Source organism: Mycoplasmopsis felis, from assembly GCF_034647055.2.
Taxonomy (GTDB): Bacteria; Bacillota_I; Bacilli_A; order Mycoplasmatales; family Metamycoplasmataceae; genus Mycoplasmopsis; species Mycoplasmopsis felis.
Genome location: NZ_CP141047.2, coordinates 494,206 through 517,156 on the forward strand (window position 1 = coordinate 494,206; position 22,951 = coordinate 517,156).

Consider the following 22,951-nt stretch of genomic DNA (forward strand, 5'->3'; position numbering starts at 1 on the left):
AAATATATTTAATTATTATAATAAACATAATATAATATAAAAAATATGGATAAAAACCTCGCTAATTTACTTAGACCTAAAAAAATGGATGATATAGTAGGACAAAATCATTTAAAAAGTTTACTAAGAGAAGTTATTGTTAATAAATTAACTTACAGTTTCTTATTTTTTGGTGAATCAGGAACTGGGAAAACATCAACAGCATTTGTTTTGGTTAATGAATTAGGATTGAAATATGGTTATTTTAATTCAACAATTAATTCAAAAAAAGATTTAATTGATATACTAGAGAATTGTGATGCCATTATTATCGATGAAATACATAGATTAAATAAAGATAAGCAAGATATTTTATTATCATATTTAGAATTTGACAAAATTATAGTTTATGCCACTACCACAGAAAATCCATATTTTAAAGTAGCACCAGCAGTTCGTTCAAGAATGCAAATTTTACAATTTCATAAAATATCAGAAACAGAAATAACTCAAAGTTTAAGAAATATAATTAATTCACATTTTAATTATTTAAATATTAGCAATGATAATTTATTAAATTTAGCAAGATTTTCAAATGGTGATTTAAGATCAAGCATAAATAATTTACAATTACTTGCTTTGTTAAAAAAAGATAATAAAGAAATTACACAAGAAGATTTAAAAGTTATTATTCCTAACATTTCATTTTACTCTGACATGAACCAGAGTGCTCATTATGATAATTTATCTGCTTTTCACAAATCATTACGAGGCAGTGATGTTAATGCTTCATTATACTATGGCTTTTTAATTTTAAAAACAGGAGATATTGATGGTTTATTTCGAAGAATGTTATGTGTAGCATATGAAGATATAGGAATGGCTAATCCGAATGTTGCTTTAAGAACACATAATGCTATTCAAGTTTTCGAAAGATTAGGTCTCCCTGAAGGAGAATTACCAATAGCAAATGCAATTATTGATTTAGCAAGTTCACCAAAAAGTAATTCTGTTGTTATATCAAGAGATAATATAAAGTTATTTTTAGAATCCGGTAGGATTTATCAAATCCCTAAACACTTAAAAGATTCACATTATGCATCAGCAAAAAAATTAGGTGATTGTATTAATTATTTATATCCTCATGATTATCATAAAAATTGAGTATCACAACAATATCTACCAAAAGAAATAGAAAATGAAATTTTTTATTTCCCGCAAGATAATAAACTAGAAAAAGATATAAAAAATTATTGAACTAAACTGAAAGAAGAAATTACAAAGGAGAAATAATGTTTAAACTAGAAGATATCAATACACTAGAAGATTTAAAGCAAGCTAAAGCGCAAGCGTATGGAAATAAAGGAGAAATTTTCGAATTACAAAATCAATTAAAAACTTCACCTATTGAATTAAAAAAAGAATTAGGTCAAAAAATAAATCTATTAAAAAAACAATATGAAGATTTCTTTGAACAAGCGGATTTAAGAATTAAAGAAATACAAATAAATAATAAAATTAATAGTGAATTTATAGACATTAGTGAACCAGTTAATAAACAAGGTTCTATACATCCAATTACTATTGTTGAAGAAAGATTAAAAGAATGATTTATACAACATGGTTATTATCAAAGACAAGAAGGCGAAATAGTTTCATATTTATATAATTTTGAACAATTAAACATCCCAAAAGATCATCCAGCAAGAGCAATGCATGATTCACTATATATTGATAAAAATACTTTATTAAGAACTCATAACACAGGAATTACAGCAAAAATATTACAAGAAAATCCGAACAAAGAAATAGCAGTTTTTGCATTAGGTAAAGTTTATCGTAATGATGAAGATGATGCAACTCACTCACATCAATTTACGCAATTAGATTTTGTTTCGGTAGGAAAAGTTAGTTTTCCGAATCTAATATGAACATTAAAATCATTATTATCATATGTATTAGAAGAAGAAGTAGAAATCAGATTAAGACCAAGTTATTTCCCTTTTACAGAACCAAGCGTAGAAGTAGATGTCTTTTATAAAAATAAATGAATAGAAATCTTGGGTGCTGGAATGTTGCATCCTAATGTTTTAAAATTAGCAGGTTATACAAACGATTATAATGGTTTTGCAGCAGGATTAGGTATCGAAAGAATAACTATGATTAAATATGGTTTTACTGATATCCGTGATTTATATAAAAATGATTTAAGAATTTTGGAGCAATTCAATAATGAAAGATAGTTTTTTAAAAATTTTACAATCAGAAGGTAAAAAATCATATTTTCAAAAAATATATAATTCCTTAAAAGACATAGAAACTCAAAACATAGAAATCTACCCTCATCAAATGGATATCTTTAGACCATTTGATTATTTTCAAGTAAATCAAACAAAAGTAATCATTTTAGGTCAAGATCCTTATCATAATGGATTTGCAGACGGTCTTGCATTTTCAACATATAAAAAACAAACTCCTCATTCACTAAAAAATATTTTTAAAGAATTATTAAATAATTATCCAAATACAGTAATTAAAACAAATTCTTTACAAGAATGAGCACAACAAGGCATTTTATTGCTTAATACAGTTTTAACAGTGTCAAAAGGTCAACCTAATTCTCATTATAATTTCGGCTGACAAAGTTTTACAAAAGAAATAATAAAAGAAGTTATTAATCAAAATCCTAATGTAATTATTGTTTTACTAGGAACTAAAGCATTAAAATTTTATAAAGAATTAAACTTAAATAATCGTAATTCAAAAAATGTTTTGCATACCTCTCATCCATCGCCTTTTAGTTTTAATAAAGGTTTTAATGGATCAGAAATATTTTTGAAAATAAATCAACGTTTAAAAGAACTATCTAACGAAGAAATTAATTGAAATTTAACAAAGGAGAGCAAATATGATTCTTTCACTAAATCATTTAAATAAATTTTTACCAAAAATAAAACTAAATCATCTTGAAGTTGAAAAAGCACTTAATAATTTAGGATTTGAAGTTGAATCTAATCAACCTTTTTCAAACGTAGAAGGTTTATTATTTGGACAAGTTTTAGAAGTCTTTCAAAATCCTAACTCTGACCGTTTAGATGTAGTTATTTTAAATACAAAAATAGGACAATTAACTATTCAGACAACTAATAGAATATTACAACCAGGTAATTTAATTGTTTGTTTTCCTGAAGGTTCTAAAAAAGGTGATACAACATTTAAAAAAGTAAAATTAAAAGATTATCCTTCTCAAGGTATGATGGCTGCTTGATCTGAAATAGGTTATGATTGAACCTTGTTAGATCAAAAAGATCAACTATTAGTTTTACCTAATGATTTTGCAAATATCAATGATGATCCAATGGAAAAATTAGGGTTAAACGACTACATAATTGAAATTTCAATTACAGCAAATAGAAATGATGCAAATTCTTATTATGTTATAGCAAAAGAATTAGCAAGTTATTTTAATACAGAATTTAATTTTGCACTTAGTGAACCTCAGAATACTTTTGAAAGTAAATTTAAAGCAGAAAATGGATTATCAAATGGATTATCTTTTTTAGAGGTTAATGGAAATAAAGAAATATCTATATATGAAAAAACATTACTTGCTAAACATAATATTTCTTCATTATTTGATTGATCTGTTAATTTAACAAATTTAGTTTTAATTAATTTTGGTATTCCTGCTCACGTTTATAATACAAACAAATTAAAATCTAAAAATCTAAATAGTAATTTATACTCAGGAAATTTAAATATCTTAGGTAATAAAGAAGTTAATGTTTTAGATGTATTATGTATATACAATGATAATCAACCTATTTCTATTGCAAGTGTAATGGGACTTGAAAATACTAAAACAGATTTAAATAGCAATAACTATTTATTCGAAATCGGGGTTTTTGATCCAAAATATATTAGACATGGTTCAAAAGAAATTAAAATAACTTCTAATTCATCGAATCAAGGCTCTAGACCTATAACTCATTATATGGCAAATTTAGCAATGAAATATATTCAAAGTTATTGTTCTGAACTTGAAACTTCAAATATAATTAATGAAATTAAAGTCCCTAAAAATAAGGTTATAAAATGAGATAAAGAAAAATTAAGTTTATATGCAGGTTTTGATATTTTAAATAACAAAAAATCTCAAGAGGTTATTAAAAAACTAAATGAACTTGGTTTTGAATTTGATAATGATAATATCATCATACCTGAATATAGATATGATATTAATTTATTTGAAGATATTATAGAAGAATTCTTTAGATTTTATTCATATGATAATTTTATTCCAGAACCTATAAGAAATTTACCTGTTATCATTTATAAAAATGATATTAATAAAAAAATATTACAACATCAAGGTTATTCAGAAGTAAGGACTTTTTCATTAATTTCAAAAGAAAAAAATAAAATTAATGTCTTTGGTTTTGATAAAGATATCAATTTATTAACTTTTGTATCAAAAGAAAGAGAAAGTATTAGAAATTCAATTGTTACATCATTACAAGAAGTAATTGAATACAATCAAAAGAGAAAAATAAATCAAGTTAATATTTTCGAAAAAGGAATGATTAATAATAATCATATTGTCTATGGTTTAGCTTCAACTACAAAATCATTTAATGAAATCAAACAAGATATTATTAATTTCTTATCGTTAGATATAGATTTTGTTCCACTAAAAGATAATTCATATATTCATCCAAATGTTTCTGCATATATATATTACAAAAGAGAATTAATAGGTTGAATAGGAAAAATTCATCCTAAACATGATGTTACAAATGGTTTTTATGCAGAGTTTTTTGATATAAACTTAGAATCAAAAATTCAATATGAAAATATAAACACAGAACCATTAAAATCTGTTGATTTAACATTTGAATTACAAAATAATGAATACATAAATCCAATCATTAAAGACTTAAAGTGTAGAGGAAACATTTACTCTATTGAACAAGTAGATGATTTTAAAAAAGAAAATTCTCATAATGTTACATTAAGAATTACAGCAGATAATCAAACAATAGTTAACTTAAACGAAAAATTTAATAAGTAGGTAAGTAATGTATAAAAATATTAAATTAAGTGATTTAGAAATACAAAAAGCAATAAATGGTGAATTAAAAAGACAACAAGAACATATAGAATTAATAGCAAGTGAAAATTATGTATCAGAAGATGTTCTAAAAGTTCAAGGAAGTATTTTAACAAACAAATATGGAGAAGGATATCCATATAAAAGATATTATGGTGGTTGTGAAAACGTTGACATTATTGAACAGTTAGCTATAGATAGATTAAAACAAATATTTGGTGTTAAATATGCAAATGTACAACCATATTCAGGGTCAGTTGCAAATGCAGCAGCAATAGCTTCAGTTGTACCAAGTGGTGGAAAAATAATGGGGTTATCCTTAAGTTCAGGAGGTCACTTAACACACGGTTATAAAATATCTTTTAGTGGGATTTTTTATAATTCTGTTTCATATGATTTATCAAAAGATGAAGTTTTAGATTATGATGCAATTCAAGAACAAGTTCTAAAAGAAAAACCTGATTTAATAATTTGTGGTTATTCAGCATATTCAAGAATTATTGATTTTAAAAGATTTCGAGAAATAGCAGATAAAGCTGGTGCAAAATTAATGGCTGACATTGCTCATATTGCTGGTTTAATAGCAGGTGGAGTCCATCCTAGTCCGGTTGGTTATGCACATATTATAACTTCTACTACTCATAAGACATTAAGAGGAGGAAGAGGTGGAATAATAATGACAAACGATCCAGAAATATCTAAAAAAGTAGATAGATGAGTGTTTCCTGGTTATCAAGGTGGTCCATTATTTCACTCAATTGCAGGAAAAGCGATAGGTTTTTATGAAACATTAACTCCTATGTTTAAAAAATATGCAACTGATATAGTTAAAAATTCTCAAATATTTTGCAATAAATTCAAAGAATTAGGTGCAAAAATTATAAGTGGTGGAACTGATAATCATTTATTTATGATTAATGTTCTACAAACATATAATATAACTGGAAAACAAGCAGAAGATTTATTACATAAAATAAATATCACTGTTAATAAGAATTCAATTCCATTTGACACATTATCTCCAAATGAAGGTAGTGGAATTAGACTTGGAGCTGCAGCAATGACAAGTAGAGATTTTGATAAATGAGAACAACTTGCGATTATAATTCATAGATTGTTAAGTAATTATCATAAAATCCAAAACGATAAATTCTTTGCTAAACAAATAATTAACGATTTAAAAAAAGAAGTTAAAGAAATAACTAAGAATTATCCTATTAAGAAGTCATATTTAAATGAAACTAACTAAAATTTTGACTGCTATAGAGAATACTTCTTATTTAAGTCACACATTAAATGTTGTACATAATCAACAATTAAATAATGTATTAATTAATAATAATTCAGAAGAAATTATAAGCAAAATAATAAATGGAAAAGGTTTTTACCAAACAAGATTTCAAAATTTAACAGATTCTGAATTAGAAAATTTATTATTAAATTCTATAAAAAAATTAGATATAGATATTACAAAGAAAAATGAACTAATTTTTAAATTAAACACTGATAAAAAATTCCTTAAAGAAAACATAAATTTATTTAAAAATAAGTCCATAGAAAACATAATTTCTTATAAAAAAGAATTTAATAAAGAAGTAAAAAATAATAAACTAAGAATTAAAAAAGAAAGAATTAAAATTGACAGTGATAAAAATTATTATATTAATGCAGGAAGCGAATATGATTCAAAAATTATTTATGCAGAAATAAATAAACTCAAGGAAGAATATTCAACAATTTATAATAATATAATTCAATATCAAGAAGATTTACTAAAAATAGAAGAGCTTTCTAAAATTTTAAATTCCATACAAATAGCATTAGGTCTAGCACAAGCTACTTTATATATTGTTTCTATTTTTACTGGTGGTACAACAGGGATATTAGGTGGACTTTTAACTGCAGCATCAATTTCTATAGGTTTATACCAAAAATATCAATTATATCAAAAAGCAAAATTAGAAATAATACTCAAAGAATTCAATGATAAAAATTATGTTCATAATATGCTAACAAATTCTTTTTTTTATAACATATTTACCAAAAATCTAGAATCATTATTTCCAAAGAAACTTCAATCACACTTTTCAGGAATAGCAAATATAATTAGTATAGGTTTTAGTGCAGATTCATTGTGAAATGATATCCAATCAATAAGAAACAGAAGTAAAATAATTTTTGACTTCTATGAAAAAGTAAATCTAAATCACAAAAGACTTTTGAATTTAAAAAATGTAACTAAATTTGTTGTAGTAAATGAAACTGAACAATATGGTGAATATAATCAAGGTGGTTTTGGAGGAAGAAATTTAATATTTAAAAATATACATACAAATGAAGAATATACACTAAATGAACTTTTAAATAAAGATTATTTATTCCTTTATTATAATAATTTAACTGTTGTAAACGATAAAACAAAAGGGAAATATATAAGGACATTACCAAATTATTCCTTAAAGGATAATTTAAATTAATTATGATATTATCTTATTATATAAGGATTATTTTAACTATTATATTAACTTTATTTTCATTTATATTTTTAAAGAAAGCACATATACTAACAAGAAAAAAGTATAATGAACATTATATAAAAAATCCTAAAAAAAATATTTCATGAGCTGCAAAAACTTCAGTTCGCGATTTTACGCTTGTACCTTTTTCTTTGATATGCTTTATAGCACCAATATTTATTCCTATAACTTTCTTTTTTAATCATGAATATAAATTGTTTTCAAAGTTTCAACTAACATTTTTTATAGTTATTTTTTTAATTTCTATTTTTGTCAGTTTGACTTCAATAATTTTTATTATTTTTGATTTTTATATAGCTGAAATGCCTACAAAAAGGCTTTTATTTAATTATTTAAAATTATCTTGTAATAAGTTATATCAGTTGATAATGAATGAAAAAAGTATATCTTTTCAAAATCTCAATTCGACATATTTATCTCGTGAAACAGAAATTATATATTGAAGATTTATATCTAGTTTTAAAAATCCAACAACTCCAAAAGAATTGGATGAGTTATTTGATGCAATCTTTAATTTTTACAAAACAAGAAAAGATAGATTCTTTCTACCTGTTGTTGAAAATACAATATATGAAATACACTATAAAAATTATTTTAATATAAAGGAATTTAAACTATATATTAAAAAAGATTTAAAAACATATTATAAAAGAGAAATAGAAAAGTATCGTGATAATTTATTTACTTAATTAAAAAGGAAAGGAGATTTATATGTGAATTTTTATGATTGTATTTTGATCAATTATAATTTTATTGTTTATTTTAGTAGAAATATTTACAACAGGAATTTGATCTGGAATGACTTCATTAGTTGCAATACCCTCGTTATTTATTAGTATATTTATTAAATCCAATGAATGATAAATGATATTAATTCAAGTTTTGTTATTTATTATTTTATGAATAGTACTTTATTATGGAGTATATAAAATTTTAAAGAATAAAATAAAATATGGTCAAAAATTAGAACAAATGATTGGTATAGATTTTCAAAAGAAATATATTTTACAAAAAGAATCAAAAGAAATAATTTTTAGTAATGAAGATTACGGATTAATAATTATTAATGGTAAGAAATTTAGAACAATTTCATATGAAAAACAAGGAATAATACAAAAAAATACAGAAGTATTTATAAAAGAGATTAAAGGAAATATTTTTTATATAGAAAGAGTATAAGGGAGAACAAATGATAGGTTTAATAATAGGTTTATCAATATTTGGAGTTTTATTAATTTTATTAATTTTAGTACTAATTAAGTCCATAAAAAGAATTAATCAAACAGAATTTTTAGTAATAGAAAGATTAGGTAAATTCCATAAAGTCCTAGAAAATGGTTTAAGAATTATTGTACCATTTCTAGATAAAGTAGTTAAAAAAAGTGATTATAAAGAAAAAGTAATTGATTTCCCGGAACAAGATGTAATCACTAAAGATAATGCAGGAATTAGAGTAGATACAGTAGTATACTTACAAATCACTGATCCAAAAGCATATGCTTATGGACATGAAAGACCGTTGCTTGCTATTGAAAATATTGTAGCTACTACATTAAGAAACTTATTAGGTGAATTAGAACTTGATGAAACTCTTACATCAAGAGATACAATAAATTCAAAATTAACTTTAATTCTAGATGAAGCTTCAGATCCATGAGGTGTAAAAGTAAACAGAGTTGAAATTAAAAATATTACTCCTCCAAAAGAAATTTTGATTTCAATGGAAAAACAAATGCGTGCAGAAAGAGAAAAAAGAGCAAATATCTTACAAGCTGAAGGATTAAAAGAAGCACAAATTTTACGTGCAGAAGGTGATAAAGCAGCTCAATTATTAAAAGCTGAAGCAGATCGTGAATCTGAAATTTTAAGAGCACAAGGACAAAAAGAAGCTATAGAACTATTGAACTCATCTAAAATTTCAAATGAAATACTAGTTTTAAAATCATTAGAAGAATTAGGTAAATTAGCAAATGGTAAAGGAACAAAAGTTATTTTACCTCCTAATTTAGCAGATATAGCAAAAACAATGACTGTAGCATCTACTATAGCAGTAAATTCTAATACAGAAGATCAAGATAATTTTACAAAATAGTTTTAGATTTTTTTAAATACTTATTTTATAACAAAAATAACTATATTATTTTTTAATAATATTATAAAAGTAGATTATCTTTAAAAAAAGATGTAATACAGTTTCTGCATTACATCTTTTTTTAATTAAGTTATCAAATTAATTATGAAAGTTTACAAATTTCTCTAATAATAATTATTCATTTAAAAGATAAATTTCTATCTTCAAATATATTAGTAAATAACACATACATTATTGCATGACTATCTTCTGTTTTTAGTTTTACTTATTTAAAAAAAGATTGACTAATATTTTTATTTTCAATAAAGTCAAAATAGACCAGGAAAAATATTCAGATACACCGAATATTTTTTTCACTTTAAAGTCCCTTTGTTTTTTAAGTAAACTGTGATTTATATTGGTTTTTACTATATTGGTTTGTTCCAGAGTAATTTTAGATTTTGAATAAAGTTTATTCAAAATTATTTCTATTGTTTTATTCAAGGTATTAATATCTAAAGAATTAGCTAATTTTTTAGCACTCATTTTATTAATTAAAAGGTTTAATGGCATTTTGCTTTCAATTATTTTTGAAGACAATATTTCATTTTAAATAATAGTTCATTATAATTTTTATTTAATTTAACATTTTGATTTGTATTGAAACTATATTCGTAAAATTCACAAACCCTGAGACAGGTTCGACCAAATCTAAATATCATTTTTTAATATTTATTCTACTTTCTACATTCAAGGTGTTCGATTTAATATCTTTATATAATAATTTTACGACACTTCAGAAAAGAAAAATAAAATTATTTTCTAATACAAATATTTTAGTTTTATATTTAAATTTCTATTAAAAATTTTTCAAAATAATCATAAAACTAAATGTTAATGAAAATTTTAATAAATATATTTCATAAATTGTTTTACTATAGTTATTATTTATACTATAATAACAAAACAACATTTTTATATATTTAATTTTAATATTTTAGTTATTATGGAAAAAACTAAAATAATTTCACAATTTAATACAAAAAATGATGTAAATTATAAAGTATTTAATCTTTAAAAAAATAAAATAATATAATTTTTATATTGGAGTGATAATGTCTAAAATAAAAAAAGCGATATTTTTAAATTCAGTTATATCAATAACAGGAGTATTTGTTTTATCTGCAAGTTGCACTAAACAAGAAACAAAAACTATTGAATCAGAAGTTAATAATCAAGAATTAAAAAAATTATTTACTATTGAAGATAACAAGCAAACTGTTAGTTATTTAAATTCTCATATTGAAACTTTTAGTGATGTAATTTTTAAAGATAACGAAGCTGTTTTAAATAATGATTTAAATATTAAAATTAAACTTAATAATACAAATTCAAAAATAAAAGAATATCTTAAAAGTAAATTAAATAATTTAAAATGAAAATGAGATAAAAAACAAAGAAAATTGTTAGTTAAGTATTTAATTAATAACCAAGAGTTTAATCAAGAAATTACATTAAACACTAAAATAGTTGATGAAGATACAAAAAAACTAGAAAAGCATAATATTGAACCCTTTAATATAAATCAACTTAATTTATACAATTTAATACAAAAAGCATTTTTATCAAAAAATAATTCAGAAAATTCAGATAATAAAGGAAAATATATTTATTATAATGAAACAAACAATAGATTAGGTTTCATAGGTTTTGATAATGAGGAGAATAATTTATTTTTAGAATTAAAAGATAATCAAACAAAAGAAACAATTATTAGTTCAAGCGAAAATAAAAATTTATATGAATATGATTGAAATAAAGAATCTAATAAATTAAAAATTTATTACAAATTAAAAGATGGTGAAGATCTTTTATTCCAAGAATTTCCAATAGAAAAAAACGATTCAGATAATGAATATTCAGAAAAGGAAATAAGAGAACCATTTGTTTTAATTAATCAAAATATAGATGGTGTTTTAGAATTAATAAATGAAGCATATTCATATAAAGAAAATTCTGAAAGAGAAAATAAATATAAAAAAGGATTATCTTTATACTTATACAAAGATGGACATTTAGGTTTTAAAGGTTTTGGAAAAAATCCAAATAACAAATTGATTGAATTTAAAGATTCATATAATAACGAAAACATCCAAGGAACCTTCCAAGAAAGTACTAAAGATTTTGAATATGATTGAGATAAAGAGGCCGGAATCTTAAAAATATTTTTTAAAGAAGCAGGTGATAATCAAAAACTATTTCAAGAAATTAATTTAAAAAATATAAATAATTCAAAAGATGATTCTGTTAATAAAGAACAACCATCAACTCCGAAAACACCTAAAGAACCAATCAAACCAATTGATAATGAAGAACCTACTTTATCTGAACCAAACACAGGTTCAGATTTAAATTCATATCAATCAAATAAAACAGTATTTGTTAGACCACCTTTTGGAGCAAGATTTAAGTTAAAAAATAATACTAACGCTCCATCAATAATTACAATTTTTGATCATCTAGATAGTCCAGGCAAAACAAGTAATTCAAGATATATAGAAGGAAATGTTGAGCACCAAACATTAAAAGGTGGTAAAAATGGTTCACAAGAGTTTTCAGAGTTTATAGCAATACCTCAAGTAATGAATTACTTCAAAGGATTAGCAAATGAAACAAATTCATTAATAGTGTTTGGTGGGGATACAAATATTGACGCAAAAAACTTTCATTTTGATAATGTTTTTCCAAGTAATATAAATAAAGTAACTAATTCATTAAAAAAAGATTATTATACTTCATTGAATACAAAAGGTGGATATGCAAATCCGTATGATAAGATGTATTATATAAATGGTGAAGATGAATTTTATGATACAGTTTCAGATACAGATAATCCAAATATTAAGTTTAAAGTAGATATTTACAAAGCATTCAAGGAATTTAATATAACTAACAATCCTGAGAATTTTAATTGATGAACAAGAAATAATTCAAAAAACTCTAATATTCGTTCTAAAATTTCAGATCATGCACCTGTTTTTACTGATATTAAATTAAAACATACACATTCAACATCTACATCAACAACTAGTTTTTATCCTAAAGAAAATAATACTTTAAGAATTTCACATTGAAACATTTTAAATTACGGAAATAATAATTCAAATTATGAAACAGAAAAAGATTTAAAAATTCTTTCTATTGCTTCTATTATAAAACAATCTGGTTTTGATATAACAGGTTTAACTGAAATAAATAATGGTGCCGGTGATTCAGTAGATTTAATTTTAAAAGAATTAAATAAAAATAATGGAAATTATAAATCTATTAAACAACCAGTGAATGATACAGAATGAGCAGGTACTGCTTATAAACATTTTGATGGTAATGCTCAAGAACAAGTAGTTATTATTTATAATGCTGATGTTTTAGTTCCAAGAAATTTTGAAAAAATAAACCAACCATCTGCTACTTTCAAAGAATTAATTGACTTATATGGTACCATAACTGTAAAATAAATAAATGTGTTAAAATAAAAACAACAATAGTTGTTTTTATTTTAATTTTTTGTGAGGGAATATGTTAAGAATAATAAGCGGAATATATAGAAGTAGAAAAATAATGGAACCTGATTTAAAAATAACCAGACCAACGACTGACAAGGTAAGAGAAGCTATTTTTTCATCATTACAATTTAAAATAAATGATAAAAGTTGTTTAGATTTATTTTCAGGTTCAGGAGCAATGAGTATTGAGAGCATCAGTCGTGGTGCAAAAATATCATATGCAATAGAAAAAAATAGAAATATTTATCATACTCTTGTTTCTAATATAACTTCTTTAAATATAAAAGAAAAAATACTAACTTTTAATACAGATGCACTTTTGTTTTTAGAAAACAATCAAAAACAATTTGATTTCATTTTTTTAGATGCACCGTTTAATGAATATGATTTAGTAAATAATACTTTATTAAAAATATATAATAAACAAACACTAAATCAAGATGGTGAAATAATTTTAGAAACAAATAATGTTTCTAAAATTATTATTCCTGATGGTTTAAAAATATATAAACAAAAAAGATATGGAAAGATAGATATACTATATATTTGTTATGAATAAAAAAGTTATTTTAAAATGTTCTGAAATAAGTTATGAAGGTTTAGGAGTTTCAAGGGAATTCAGTAAACCTATTTTTGTTCCAAATTTTTTTATAGATGAAATAGCAGAAGTCATAATTACAAAAGAATATAGCAAATACGCTTTTGGAAAAGTAAATAAACTTATTATAAAATCTAAACATAGAAATAATAATGAGTTATTATGTTTTAATAGTGCTCCATTAATTAATCTTTATTATAATGAACAAATTAAACAAAAATCTACATATCTAATTAATCTATTAACTAGAAATCTAGGTATAAAATCAACTTTAATTTCTGACTTTGTACCTTCATCTGAAATCTATAATTATCGTAATAAGGCAAAGTATCCTTTATATACTAAAGAAAATAAATTATATTTTGGTGAATATATTAATGATTCTCAAATTATCAATCAAAATCAAGATAACTTAATTCAAAATAAAGAAAATTTGAATGAAACATTAAGAATAATTATAAATAAAATAAATAACTATACTCAAGAGTATAAAAAATATAATAATTTAAACTTCTTTAAAGAAATAACATTAAGAATTAATAACAAAAACCAAACACAGGTTCTAATTAAAATACATAAAGAATTTGATATTCCTAAAACCTTATTAAATGATTTATATGATATAAATAACCTAATTGAATTAAATATTCAAAAAGAAGAATCTATTTTAAATTTATTTCAAAAAGAACCTTTTATAATGAAACTTAATGATATGGATTTTAAAGTCAATATTGATTCATTTTTTCAAATTAATGATTTTATAAGTTCTGAAATTTTTAAATTAATAAAAAACAAAATTAAAAAATATAAATTTCAAACATTTATTGATTTATTTTGTGGAGTAGGTGTTATTTCACAATTATCTTGTGATATTAATCAAAATATAATTGGTGTTGATATAATTAGATCTTCTGTTCAGAATGCAATATTAAATGCAAAAAATAACAAATTTACTAATTTTAAATATTTAGTTGGTGATGCTTTTGAGAAAATAAAGCAAGAGAATATAGACTATACAAATTCATTAGTTATAATAGATCCACCCAGAAGTGGTTTGAATAGTAAATTAATAGAGTGACTATTAAAATTTAAATATATTGTTTATATATCTTGTGATCCGAGAACTCTAACAAGAGACTTAAAACAATTCCTCTCATACAATTTTAAAATAAATTATATTCAAGGTTTTGACATGTTTCCGAATACTTTTCACATCGAAACAGCAGTATTTCTGGAAAAAGATAATATGAAAATAGGTTTATAACACATATAATAATTTTCCAAACATTAATATATTATTTAATAATAACTATTGATAATATTTTGATATATTAAATATAACTATAAAAGCATTTTGTTTATAAGTGCTTTTTTAATTTGTTTGAGTTTGTTGAGTTTGGAATTGTAAAGATTGATTAGGGTATCAATCTTACTAAAGAAATCTCCGATTTTTTGTTGTTCAGAAAAATTTCTTGATATTAATATTATATTATCTTTTAACTGATTTGAATTCATACTTGGGATACCAGCTTGATTAAAAGAAAAATTAATTTGACTAACTGAAAGATTTAGAAAGTTAATATTCATGTTTTTATTATATGGTAATAGAGTTTTTAATCTTATTATAGGGGTGAAAAACATTTTTCTAACAACCGGGAAACCAATAGTACCAATTGAAGAAATTGTTATTGCTTCTGTGTTTATTGAATAATTGTCAGAAAAACCTCATATCGCATTAGCTTCTTGTCCATTTGAATATATAGGGTATTTATACATACCTACTGGATGTTTTGAGTTTTTATAGTTTTTAGGTGGTTCACCACCAGTAATAACTTTAAAAATATCATCCAATTTTTCCTCTTCTCACTCTCCCTCAAACCCTTTAAATCTAATTCTAGGTACTTTTGAATTACCTTCCGGGAACATTTTTTGTAAGAGAGTTTGTTTAAGTTGCTTAAGTTTGTTGAGTTTAGATTGTTCGATGGTAATTAGATTAGAAATCTGGTCTAAAAGTTTTCCTATTTTTTGTTGTTCGATTGAGTTTGTTGTTAATAACAATTTTATTTTCTTAAGATTAAAAATTGCTACTGTTGGTATAGTTCCTACTGTTATTTTTTCTGCTAGCTTACTTTGAAAATTTTCCGATTTAAGTAGATAATAAATAAATTCAAGATTAAATTTCTTTTTTATTATCATTCCAACAATTCCTTGTTTAGTTGATAAATCTACCTTATTTATTGACACATTACCAATTGTTGCGCCATTACTAAAAAGAATATTATTTTTAGGTATTATTCAAGCAGATGAATTCTTCAGTCCTAATTCACTTATTTTTGATTTTGTATTGTATATATATTTATTTGCCATATCTTCTATTTTTGTGAAATAAAATAACCCAGGTTTGTAATAAATATCTTTATTTGTATCAGGTGTACCACCTTCACTAGCAAATGAATATATGTTTTCCAATTTTTCCTCTTTCCACTCTTCACTAAACCCTTTGAATCTAACTTTTGGAACTAAAACTTTTTTCATTATTACCTTCATTTATTATTTATATTATACTTTTATTATTCTTTAAATTCATAAGTTTATATAAAATTTAAATTAATAAATTTAATATAAACTCATTAATTATGTATTTATGATTATATTAAAATAATAATTTTATTTTTTTAATAAAAATTAAATTATTTTATAATTAAATAACTTATGAAAATCATTTCAACAAATAAGCAGGCTCATCGAGATTATGAAATTATTGATAAATATGAAACAGGAATAGTTTTAACTGGTTGAGAAATAAAATCTGCAAGAGCTAGTCAAGTTAGTATTGATATTGCATATTGTTCGATATACAAAGATCAAATATATTTAAAAGAATCTTTTTTTAAACAATACATGCAAGTAAAAGCAAATGAAACTCAAGATAGAAAATTATTGATGCATAAAAATGAAATTCGTAAGTTAAAACATATTTTAGATACTCAACAATTAACCCTTATTCCATTGAAAGTGTATTTTAATAATAATTCAAAATTAAAGTTGGAAATAGGATTATGTAAAGGGTTAAAAAAATATGATAAAAGAGAAAAAATAGCAAAAAAAGAACAAGAAATGCAAATACAAAAAACCCTCAAATTTTATTAGGGGGGTATAATGGTTTCGACATATATGGGTAAGTTTATATTGCAGTAGTGTGGAAGACTATAATTTCTACTAGGCTTTTTTAAACGGAAAAGAACAAAAACAAGAAGTAAACTTTGTTTCACCAATGTTTTACTCAAATCAATCAAATCTTGCGTTTGCTTAATTAAAACACAAGTTATCTTATGTTTTTCCTAGGATATAAGATAGGTCTATAAGGATAGATTTAGTATTTTGACAGATATTAAATTGAATTAAAGTCACATTTTATATTTTATTTTTGTTTATTTATGGATATAAAATTATAAAAATAAACTAAACTGTAGAAGTGTAAACTATATTTATGTATGGACACGGGTTCGACTCCCGTTACCTCCACCAACTTAATAACAGAATAGGAAAAAATTTACCTATTCTTATTTTTTTATTTTCTCGTTTTCTGCTTTTAAAGGTGGACAAAAAAGTTAACATTGTAATGTTAGCTTTTTTGTCCACCTTTGAGGGGGTATACCCGCTCAAAAAAATCAAAAAAAAGGAGAATTATATCAAGGAATTTAAAAGCAGAAGAGTTTTACAAAATATATCAAGAATATAATAGTACAGGGTTACATGGTGCTTTAAAGATGTTGTTTAAAATTTCATTAAAAGTTCAAAATAACAAAAAGAAGAATAATGTTTGAAGAATTAAAAAAATTATTAATCATTATAATTAAGGTATGGAAGATTTATTAGTGACTAAAAGAAGTAATTTACGTAAAAAAGGTTCGGGTAGACCAAGAAAAAACAAAGAACCAAATTGGGAAATATTCAACAGGGATGATATAGTTGAAATTGCAAAAAGATATTATGAAATAACAAACAAACTACCAAAATCTAAGCAAATAAAGGAATCAAAAGAATTAAATTTGAATTACTTTAAATTGGAAAATCTTTTCAATCTTTGTAGACAAGCAGTTTCAAAAAACAAAAGAAATGAATACCTAAGCAAACTACCAAAATATAGTGAAATTATTCCTCAAGCATTTGAAGAAACAAAAGAAAGATATGGTAGAGAAAAACTTAGCGTTTATATACTTCAAAAATACAAAAAATATATAAATCCACGTAGTTTAGGTAGATATATGAATTTATTAGGTTTAAAATGTAAAGTAAGACAAAAGAAAAAAAGAAAAGAAATTAAAGACACAAATACACAAATTGAAAATCTTGTTAAGAGAGACTACGATGATAAAGAGAACAGAAATATTTTTGCTACTGATGTTTCATATATAAAATCACCAAAAGATGTTCTAGAATCTTTTGTATATTTATCTGCTATTTTATCTCACAAAACAAAAGAAATTATCGGCTTTAAGTTGTCAAAAAGTAACAACTTAGATTTAGATATTCAAAATTTAGAATATTTAACTAAAAAGAAATATTCAAATTTTATAATACATTCTGATCATGGTTTTCAATATACAAATCAAATATATATTGATAAAGTCAAAAAATCTAATGGCAAAGTTTCACTTTCTAGAATTGGGAACTCATTAGATAATCGTGAAATTGAATATTGATTTTGTATCATAAAAACTGAATTATTAAATGATTTAGATTATTCTGAAATTACTTTTGATGAATTAAATCTTAAAATAAAGGAATATGTTGATTGATATAATAAAGAAAGAATTCAATCAAATTTAGAATGAAAAACACCACAGCAAACAGCTATGATGTTATAATTTACAAAAATGTTAATTTTTTGTGTCCATTTTTACTTTTCTTTTTTTTTTTTTTTTCATTTATAATAAAGAAAAGAAAGAGAAATAAAATGAAGGCCAATTTTCAATCAATACTTAAATTTTTAAAAAATAATAACAATAATTATTATGTGCCAATCTTTCAAAGACCATACACTTGAGAAAAAGAACAATGTGAAAGATTATGAAATGATATAATCATTCTTTCCAAAGGGCTAACAAAGAAACATTTTTTAGGTACTATAGTAAATGTTTTTCGAGCGGGAAAAAATAGTTTTGCTGAAGGTGATTATTTAATTATTGATGGTCAACAAAGACTTACAACTTTAGTTTTATTGTTATTAGCTTGTATAGATGAATATAAATTAGACCTAGAACAAGAACTTCAATTTCTTAAAGATACAAGAAAATATGGTGATAGAAGATATAAAATTATATTAAACAATATTGATAAAGATATTTTAATTTCTTTAATCGAAAGAAGCGATTTATCTAAATATCAAAACTCTAGATTAGTTGAAAATTATAATTTGTTTAAGAAATTAATAAAAGAATATGCTTTACCTTTCGAAACTCTAAAGGAGTGTATTGATAGATTAGAAATTTGCATTATTGAAATAGGTCATGATGACACAAACGACCCACAAGAAGTTTTTGAAACCATAAACTCTACTGGGAAACCTTTAACTAAAACTGATTTAATACGAAATAATGTTTTAATAGGTATCCAAATAGAAGAGCAAAATTATTTATATCAAAATTACTGAAAAAAAATTGAGGATTTATTTAAAGATAATAACTTAAAATTAAGAAGTGATAGTTTTGAATTGCTTTTCAAAGATTATTTAACATTAAAATTAAAAAGGATACCTAAAAACAATAAAATATATGAAGAATTTAAACAGTGAAGATTATTTAATAAAGATTTTATTGAACCTGAATTATTGTTAAAAGATATATACAAAAATGCTAAAATATATACAAACTTTCTTTTTTTAAGAGAAAAAGATGACAAACTAAATTTCTTTTTCAAACAATTTGTTGAACTAAATAATACACCTTCTTTTGTTCTTTTACTTAAGGTCTTAAATGATGCTGAAAATAAATTAATAGATTATCAGACTTTAATTAATATATTAGAAATTTGTATTAGTTTCTTAGTAAGAAGAAAAATTTGTTCAATTCCTTCTAGTTCACTAAATAAAATATTTGAAGACTTAATTCAAAAAATAGAAGACGAAAATTATGAACAATCAATAAATAATTTTTTAATAAATGGAAAAGACTCAAGAGAGTTTCCGGATGATAACAAATTTAAACAATCATTTATAGAAAATAATTTTAAACAAAAACAATTACCTTGATTTATATTAAAAAATATAGAAAAATTTTTTAATAAAACACCTATTAATTTAGATTTATTAAGTTTAGAACATATACTTCCTCAAAACAGAAATTTAAATAAGGAATGAAGAGAAGTTTTAGGAAGCGAATGAAAAAGTAAACAAGAAAATTATCTTTATAAAATAGGAAATTTAACTTTAACTTCTTATAATTCAGAAATGAGTGATAAATCATTTGATGAAAAGAAAAATATGAAAAATGGTTTTAGTGATTCAGGTCTAAGAATTAATGATTCTTTATTAAACTTATCTAAATGAACAGAACAAGAAATCGATGATAGGTCTACTTGATTATTTAATAAAGCTATTAAAATATGAAAATATCCTGATCAACAAGAAGACATAATTGAAAACTCAAATAATAATCAGGATAATTCAAATATATTAGATAGATATATAAAAACAGAAAAAACAGAAACTTTGTATCATATCATTAATAATTGATTTTTAGATCAACCATATGAAATAAAACCCACTTACAATAAGTGATATATTACATATAAACTTTATTATATGAATAAAATAAGAAGTGTTATTTCAATTATATTTGAAAAAGAGTATCTCAAAATAATACTAAATATGAAAGATAAATATTTAAAAAGCGATGAACTTAATATATGTGAATATATCGGAAATAAAGGACACTGAGGAAACGGTGATTTACAATTTAAATTTAAAGATACTTCTAGTAAAGAATACATTCTGAAGATAATGCAAGAGTGTCTTGATTATAATTTGATTTATATAAAAAATAAAATTGATTATTAAGAACAAAAATAATATTCAAAAACCAAACAACACTAATTTAATATCTTAGTTTGTTTGGTTTTTAATTTTATTATAAATCAATATTCTTTACATATTTAGCATTTTCTTCTATGAATTGTTTTCTTGGTAATACATTATCACCCATTAATGTTTCAAATATTTTGTCAGCTTTATATGCATCTTGAATTTGTACTTGAAGCATTTTTCTATTATTTGGATTCATAGTTGTTTCCCAAAGTTGTTCTGGGTCCATTTCACCAAGTCCTTTATATCTTTGAATAGTAATTTTTTGATTTGGATTTAATTTAGCAATAATTTTATCTTTTTGTGCATCATTAAATGCATATTCAACGAATTTATTTTGTTGGATTTTATACAAAGGAGGTTGAGCTATATAGATAAAACCATATTCAATAAGTTGTTTAAAATATCTATAAAAAAATGTTAATAATAAGATTCTAATATGAGCACCATCAACATCAGCATCAGTCATTATAACTATTTTATGATATCTAAGTTTATTAATATTAAAATTATCACCTAAACCAGTACCTAATGCAGTAATTAATGACATAATTTCTTCGTTATCAAAAACACGCTCTGGTCTAGTTTTTTCTACGTTTAAGATTTTACCCCTTAAAGGCAAGATGGCTTGCGTATTTCTGTCACGTCCCATCTTAGCAGAACCACCAGCAGAATTACCCTCAACTAAATATAATTCACTAATTTCAGCATTTTTTGAAGCACAATCTGATAATTTTCCTGGTAAACCACCACTTTCAAAAACATTTTTTCTTCTGGCATTATCTCTTGCTGCATTAGAAGCTAATCTTCCTTTTTTAGCTAAAGATGCTAATTCCACAATTTTTTTAGCTATATTAGGATTTTCATTTAAAAATCTTTCTAGAACGTTTGAATAAATTTCATTAACTGCTCTACGAGCATCCTTTGAGCCTAATTTACCTTTTGTTTGTCCTTCAAATTGGGGATCAGGATGTTTAATAGAAATAATAGCAGTTAATCCTTCAATTAAATCATCGCGTGTATATTTATCTGATTCATTTTTTAAATAACCTTTTTCGATTGCATATGTGTTAATTAATCTCATTAAAGAATCATAAAATCCAGAAAGATGTGACCCACCTTCATGAGTTGAAATATTATTAGTATATGAAATAATATTTGATCTATATAAATCTTCTAAATATTGAACTGCTACTTCAACTCCTATAATAACTTCTTCTTGATTAATGTCATTAATATATTTATAATCTCCAGAAGCATATATAACATCTGTTGTAATAGGTTTGTAACCTTGAGTTAATTCTTTAACATAGTCTACAATTCCGTTTTCATATTGAAATTCATTATAAGTATTGTCTCTTAAATCGTTAACACTTATGAATAAACCTTTATTTAAGTGAGCTATTTGTTTTGCATGATCAAGTATTAATTCTTTATCAAATGGAATTTTATCCATTATTTTAAAATCAGGATGGAATTGAATTTTAGTTCCAGTTTCATTTCCTTGGTATGTATCAATTATGCTTGTGCTTTTGATAGTTTGACCGCCATTTCCGAATTCAGCATAATAAATATTACCATCTCTTTTAACTCATGCTTTCATTGAATCACTAAGTGCATTAACAACACTAGCACCCACACCATGTAAACCACCTGAAACCTTATAAGCATTAGATTCAAATTTTCCACCAGCATTTAATTTTGTTAAAACAACTTCTAAAGCACTTATTCCAAATTTAGGATGCATACCAATAGGTATACCTCTTCCATCATCTTCAACTATAATTTCATCGTTTTTTGTAATAGTAATATTTATTTTTTTAGCATAACCTGCCATTGCCTCATCAACAGAGTTATCAACTATTTCTCATACCATATGATGTAAACCAGATTTTGAAGTGCTTCCGATATACATTCCAGGACGTTTACGAACGTGTTCTAAACCTTCCAAGTGTTTTATATTAGAAGCATTATATTCATTCTTTTTATTTTCTGACATTTTATCA

Annotated in this window: 18 protein-coding genes and 1 other RNA gene; 16 read left to right on the forward strand and 3 right to left on the reverse strand. The window is 23.4% G+C overall.

All coding sequences use genetic code 4. From position 1 onward, the window contains the following. Positions 1-45 precede the first annotated feature (45 nt). From RRG59_RS02120 to RRG59_RS02150, 7 genes are all read left to right on the forward strand, one after another. Positions 46-1,272 carry a replication-associated recombination protein A gene (locus RRG59_RS02120; RefSeq protein WP_322901859.1) on the forward strand — a complete coding sequence of 409 codons (1,227 nt, stop codon included), beginning with the start codon at positions 46-48 and terminating at the stop codon, positions 1,270-1,272. Continuing rightward, positions 1,272-2,222 carry a phenylalanine--tRNA ligase subunit alpha gene (gene pheS / locus RRG59_RS02125; RefSeq protein WP_322901860.1) on the forward strand — a complete coding sequence of 317 codons (951 nt, stop codon included), beginning with the start codon at positions 1,272-1,274 and terminating at the stop codon, positions 2,220-2,222. The genes RRG59_RS02120 and pheS overlap by 1 nt, the downstream gene beginning before the upstream one ends. Further along, on the forward strand, positions 2,212-2,916 hold the full coding sequence (locus tag RRG59_RS02130) for a uracil-DNA glycosylase (RefSeq protein WP_322900757.1): 705 nt from the start codon (positions 2,212-2,214) through the stop codon (positions 2,914-2,916). The genes pheS and RRG59_RS02130 overlap by 11 nt, the downstream gene beginning before the upstream one ends. Further along, a complete protein-coding gene (locus tag RRG59_RS02135) occupies positions 2,888-5,050 on the forward strand; it encodes a phenylalanine--tRNA ligase subunit beta (protein ID WP_322901862.1) in 2,163 nt (720 codons plus the stop codon). Before RRG59_RS02130 ends, RRG59_RS02135 begins: the two co-directional genes overlap by 29 nt. A gap of 7 nt (positions 5,051-5,057) precedes the next feature. Next, on the forward strand, positions 5,058-6,338 hold the full coding sequence (glyA, locus tag RRG59_RS02140; RefSeq protein WP_322901864.1) for a serine hydroxymethyltransferase: 1,281 nt from the start codon (positions 5,058-5,060) through the stop codon (positions 6,336-6,338). Continuing rightward, positions 6,325-7,566, forward strand: a complete 1,242-nt coding sequence (locus RRG59_RS02145) for a hypothetical protein (RefSeq protein WP_322901865.1) — start codon at positions 6,325-6,327, stop codon at positions 7,564-7,566. Before glyA ends, RRG59_RS02145 begins: the two co-directional genes overlap by 14 nt. Before the next feature lie 428 nt (positions 7,567-7,994). Then, positions 7,995-8,315, forward strand: coding sequence for a hypothetical protein (locus RRG59_RS02150; RefSeq protein ID WP_322876182.1), 321 nt, complete (start codon positions 7,995-7,997; stop codon positions 8,313-8,315). An 18-nt stretch (positions 8,316-8,333) separates the two neighbouring features. On the opposite strand, the gene RRG59_RS02155 is transcribed toward RRG59_RS02150, so the two are convergent. Continuing rightward, entirely contained in the window at positions 8,334-8,480 is a 147-nt protein-coding gene (locus RRG59_RS02155; RefSeq protein WP_322901866.1) for a hypothetical protein, read from the reverse strand. 10 nt (positions 8,481-8,490) lie between these two features. Between RRG59_RS02155 and RRG59_RS02160 the strand changes: the two genes are divergently transcribed. From RRG59_RS02160 to rlmD, 5 genes are all read left to right on the forward strand, one after another. Beyond that, positions 8,491-8,805 carry an NfeD family protein gene (locus RRG59_RS02160; protein WP_322901867.1) on the forward strand — a complete coding sequence of 105 codons (315 nt, stop codon included), beginning with the start codon at positions 8,491-8,493 and terminating at the stop codon, positions 8,803-8,805. A gap of 10 nt (positions 8,806-8,815) precedes the next feature. Further along, positions 8,816-9,718, forward strand: a complete 903-nt coding sequence (locus RRG59_RS02165) for an SPFH domain-containing protein (protein ID WP_322900762.1) — start codon at positions 8,816-8,818, stop codon at positions 9,716-9,718. A gap of 1,094 nt (positions 9,719-10,812) precedes the next feature. Then, entirely contained in the window at positions 10,813-13,215 is a 2,403-nt protein-coding gene (locus RRG59_RS02170) for an exonuclease/endonuclease/phosphatase family protein (protein WP_322901868.1), read from the forward strand. Between the two features lie 61 nt (positions 13,216-13,276). Continuing rightward, complete coding sequence (gene rsmD / locus RRG59_RS02175) at positions 13,277-13,822, forward strand: 16S rRNA (guanine(966)-N(2))-methyltransferase RsmD (protein WP_161553065.1); 546 nt, start codon at positions 13,277-13,279, stop codon at positions 13,820-13,822. Next, entirely contained in the window at positions 13,815-15,125 is a 1,311-nt protein-coding gene (gene rlmD / locus RRG59_RS02180; RefSeq protein WP_322901870.1) for a 23S rRNA (uracil(1939)-C(5))-methyltransferase RlmD, read from the forward strand. The genes rsmD and rlmD overlap by 8 nt, the downstream gene beginning before the upstream one ends. A 77-nt stretch (positions 15,126-15,202) precedes the next feature. Here the strand turns inward: rlmD and RRG59_RS02185 are convergent, their stop codons facing one another. After that, complete coding sequence (locus RRG59_RS02185; RefSeq protein WP_322901871.1) at positions 15,203-16,396, reverse strand: restriction endonuclease subunit S; 1,194 nt, start codon at positions 16,394-16,396, stop codon at positions 15,203-15,205. Positions 16,397-16,573: 177 nt separating this feature from the next. Between RRG59_RS02185 and smpB the strand changes: the two genes are divergently transcribed. The 4 genes from smpB (at position 16,574) to RRG59_RS02205 (ending at position 20,921) form a co-directional block, all read left to right on the forward strand. Then, a complete protein-coding gene (smpB, locus tag RRG59_RS02190; protein ID WP_322901873.1) occupies positions 16,574-17,011 on the forward strand; it encodes an SsrA-binding protein in 438 nt (145 codons plus the stop codon). Further along, positions 17,012-17,389: a transfer-messenger RNA gene (gene ssrA, locus RRG59_RS02195) on the forward strand. It abuts the gene before it with no gap. A gap of 335 nt (positions 17,390-17,724) precedes the next feature. Continuing rightward, a complete protein-coding gene (locus tag RRG59_RS02200) occupies positions 17,725-18,732 on the forward strand; it encodes an IS3 family transposase (RefSeq protein ID WP_322901874.1) in 1,008 nt (335 codons plus the stop codon). An 89-nt stretch (positions 18,733-18,821) separates the two neighbouring features. Beyond that, positions 18,822-20,921: a DUF262 domain-containing protein gene (locus tag RRG59_RS02205; RefSeq protein WP_322901876.1), complete on the forward strand. Its 2,100-nt coding sequence runs from the start codon at positions 18,822-18,824 to the stop codon at positions 20,919-20,921. 70 nt (positions 20,922-20,991) lie between these two features. On the opposite strand, the gene RRG59_RS02210 is transcribed toward RRG59_RS02205, so the two are convergent. Further along, positions 20,992-22,944 (reverse strand): DNA topoisomerase subunit B, encoded by a 1,953-nt coding sequence (locus RRG59_RS02210; RefSeq protein ID WP_322901877.1) that lies wholly within the window; start codon positions 22,942-22,944, stop codon positions 20,992-20,994. Between the last annotated feature and the right edge of the window lie 7 nt (positions 22,945-22,951).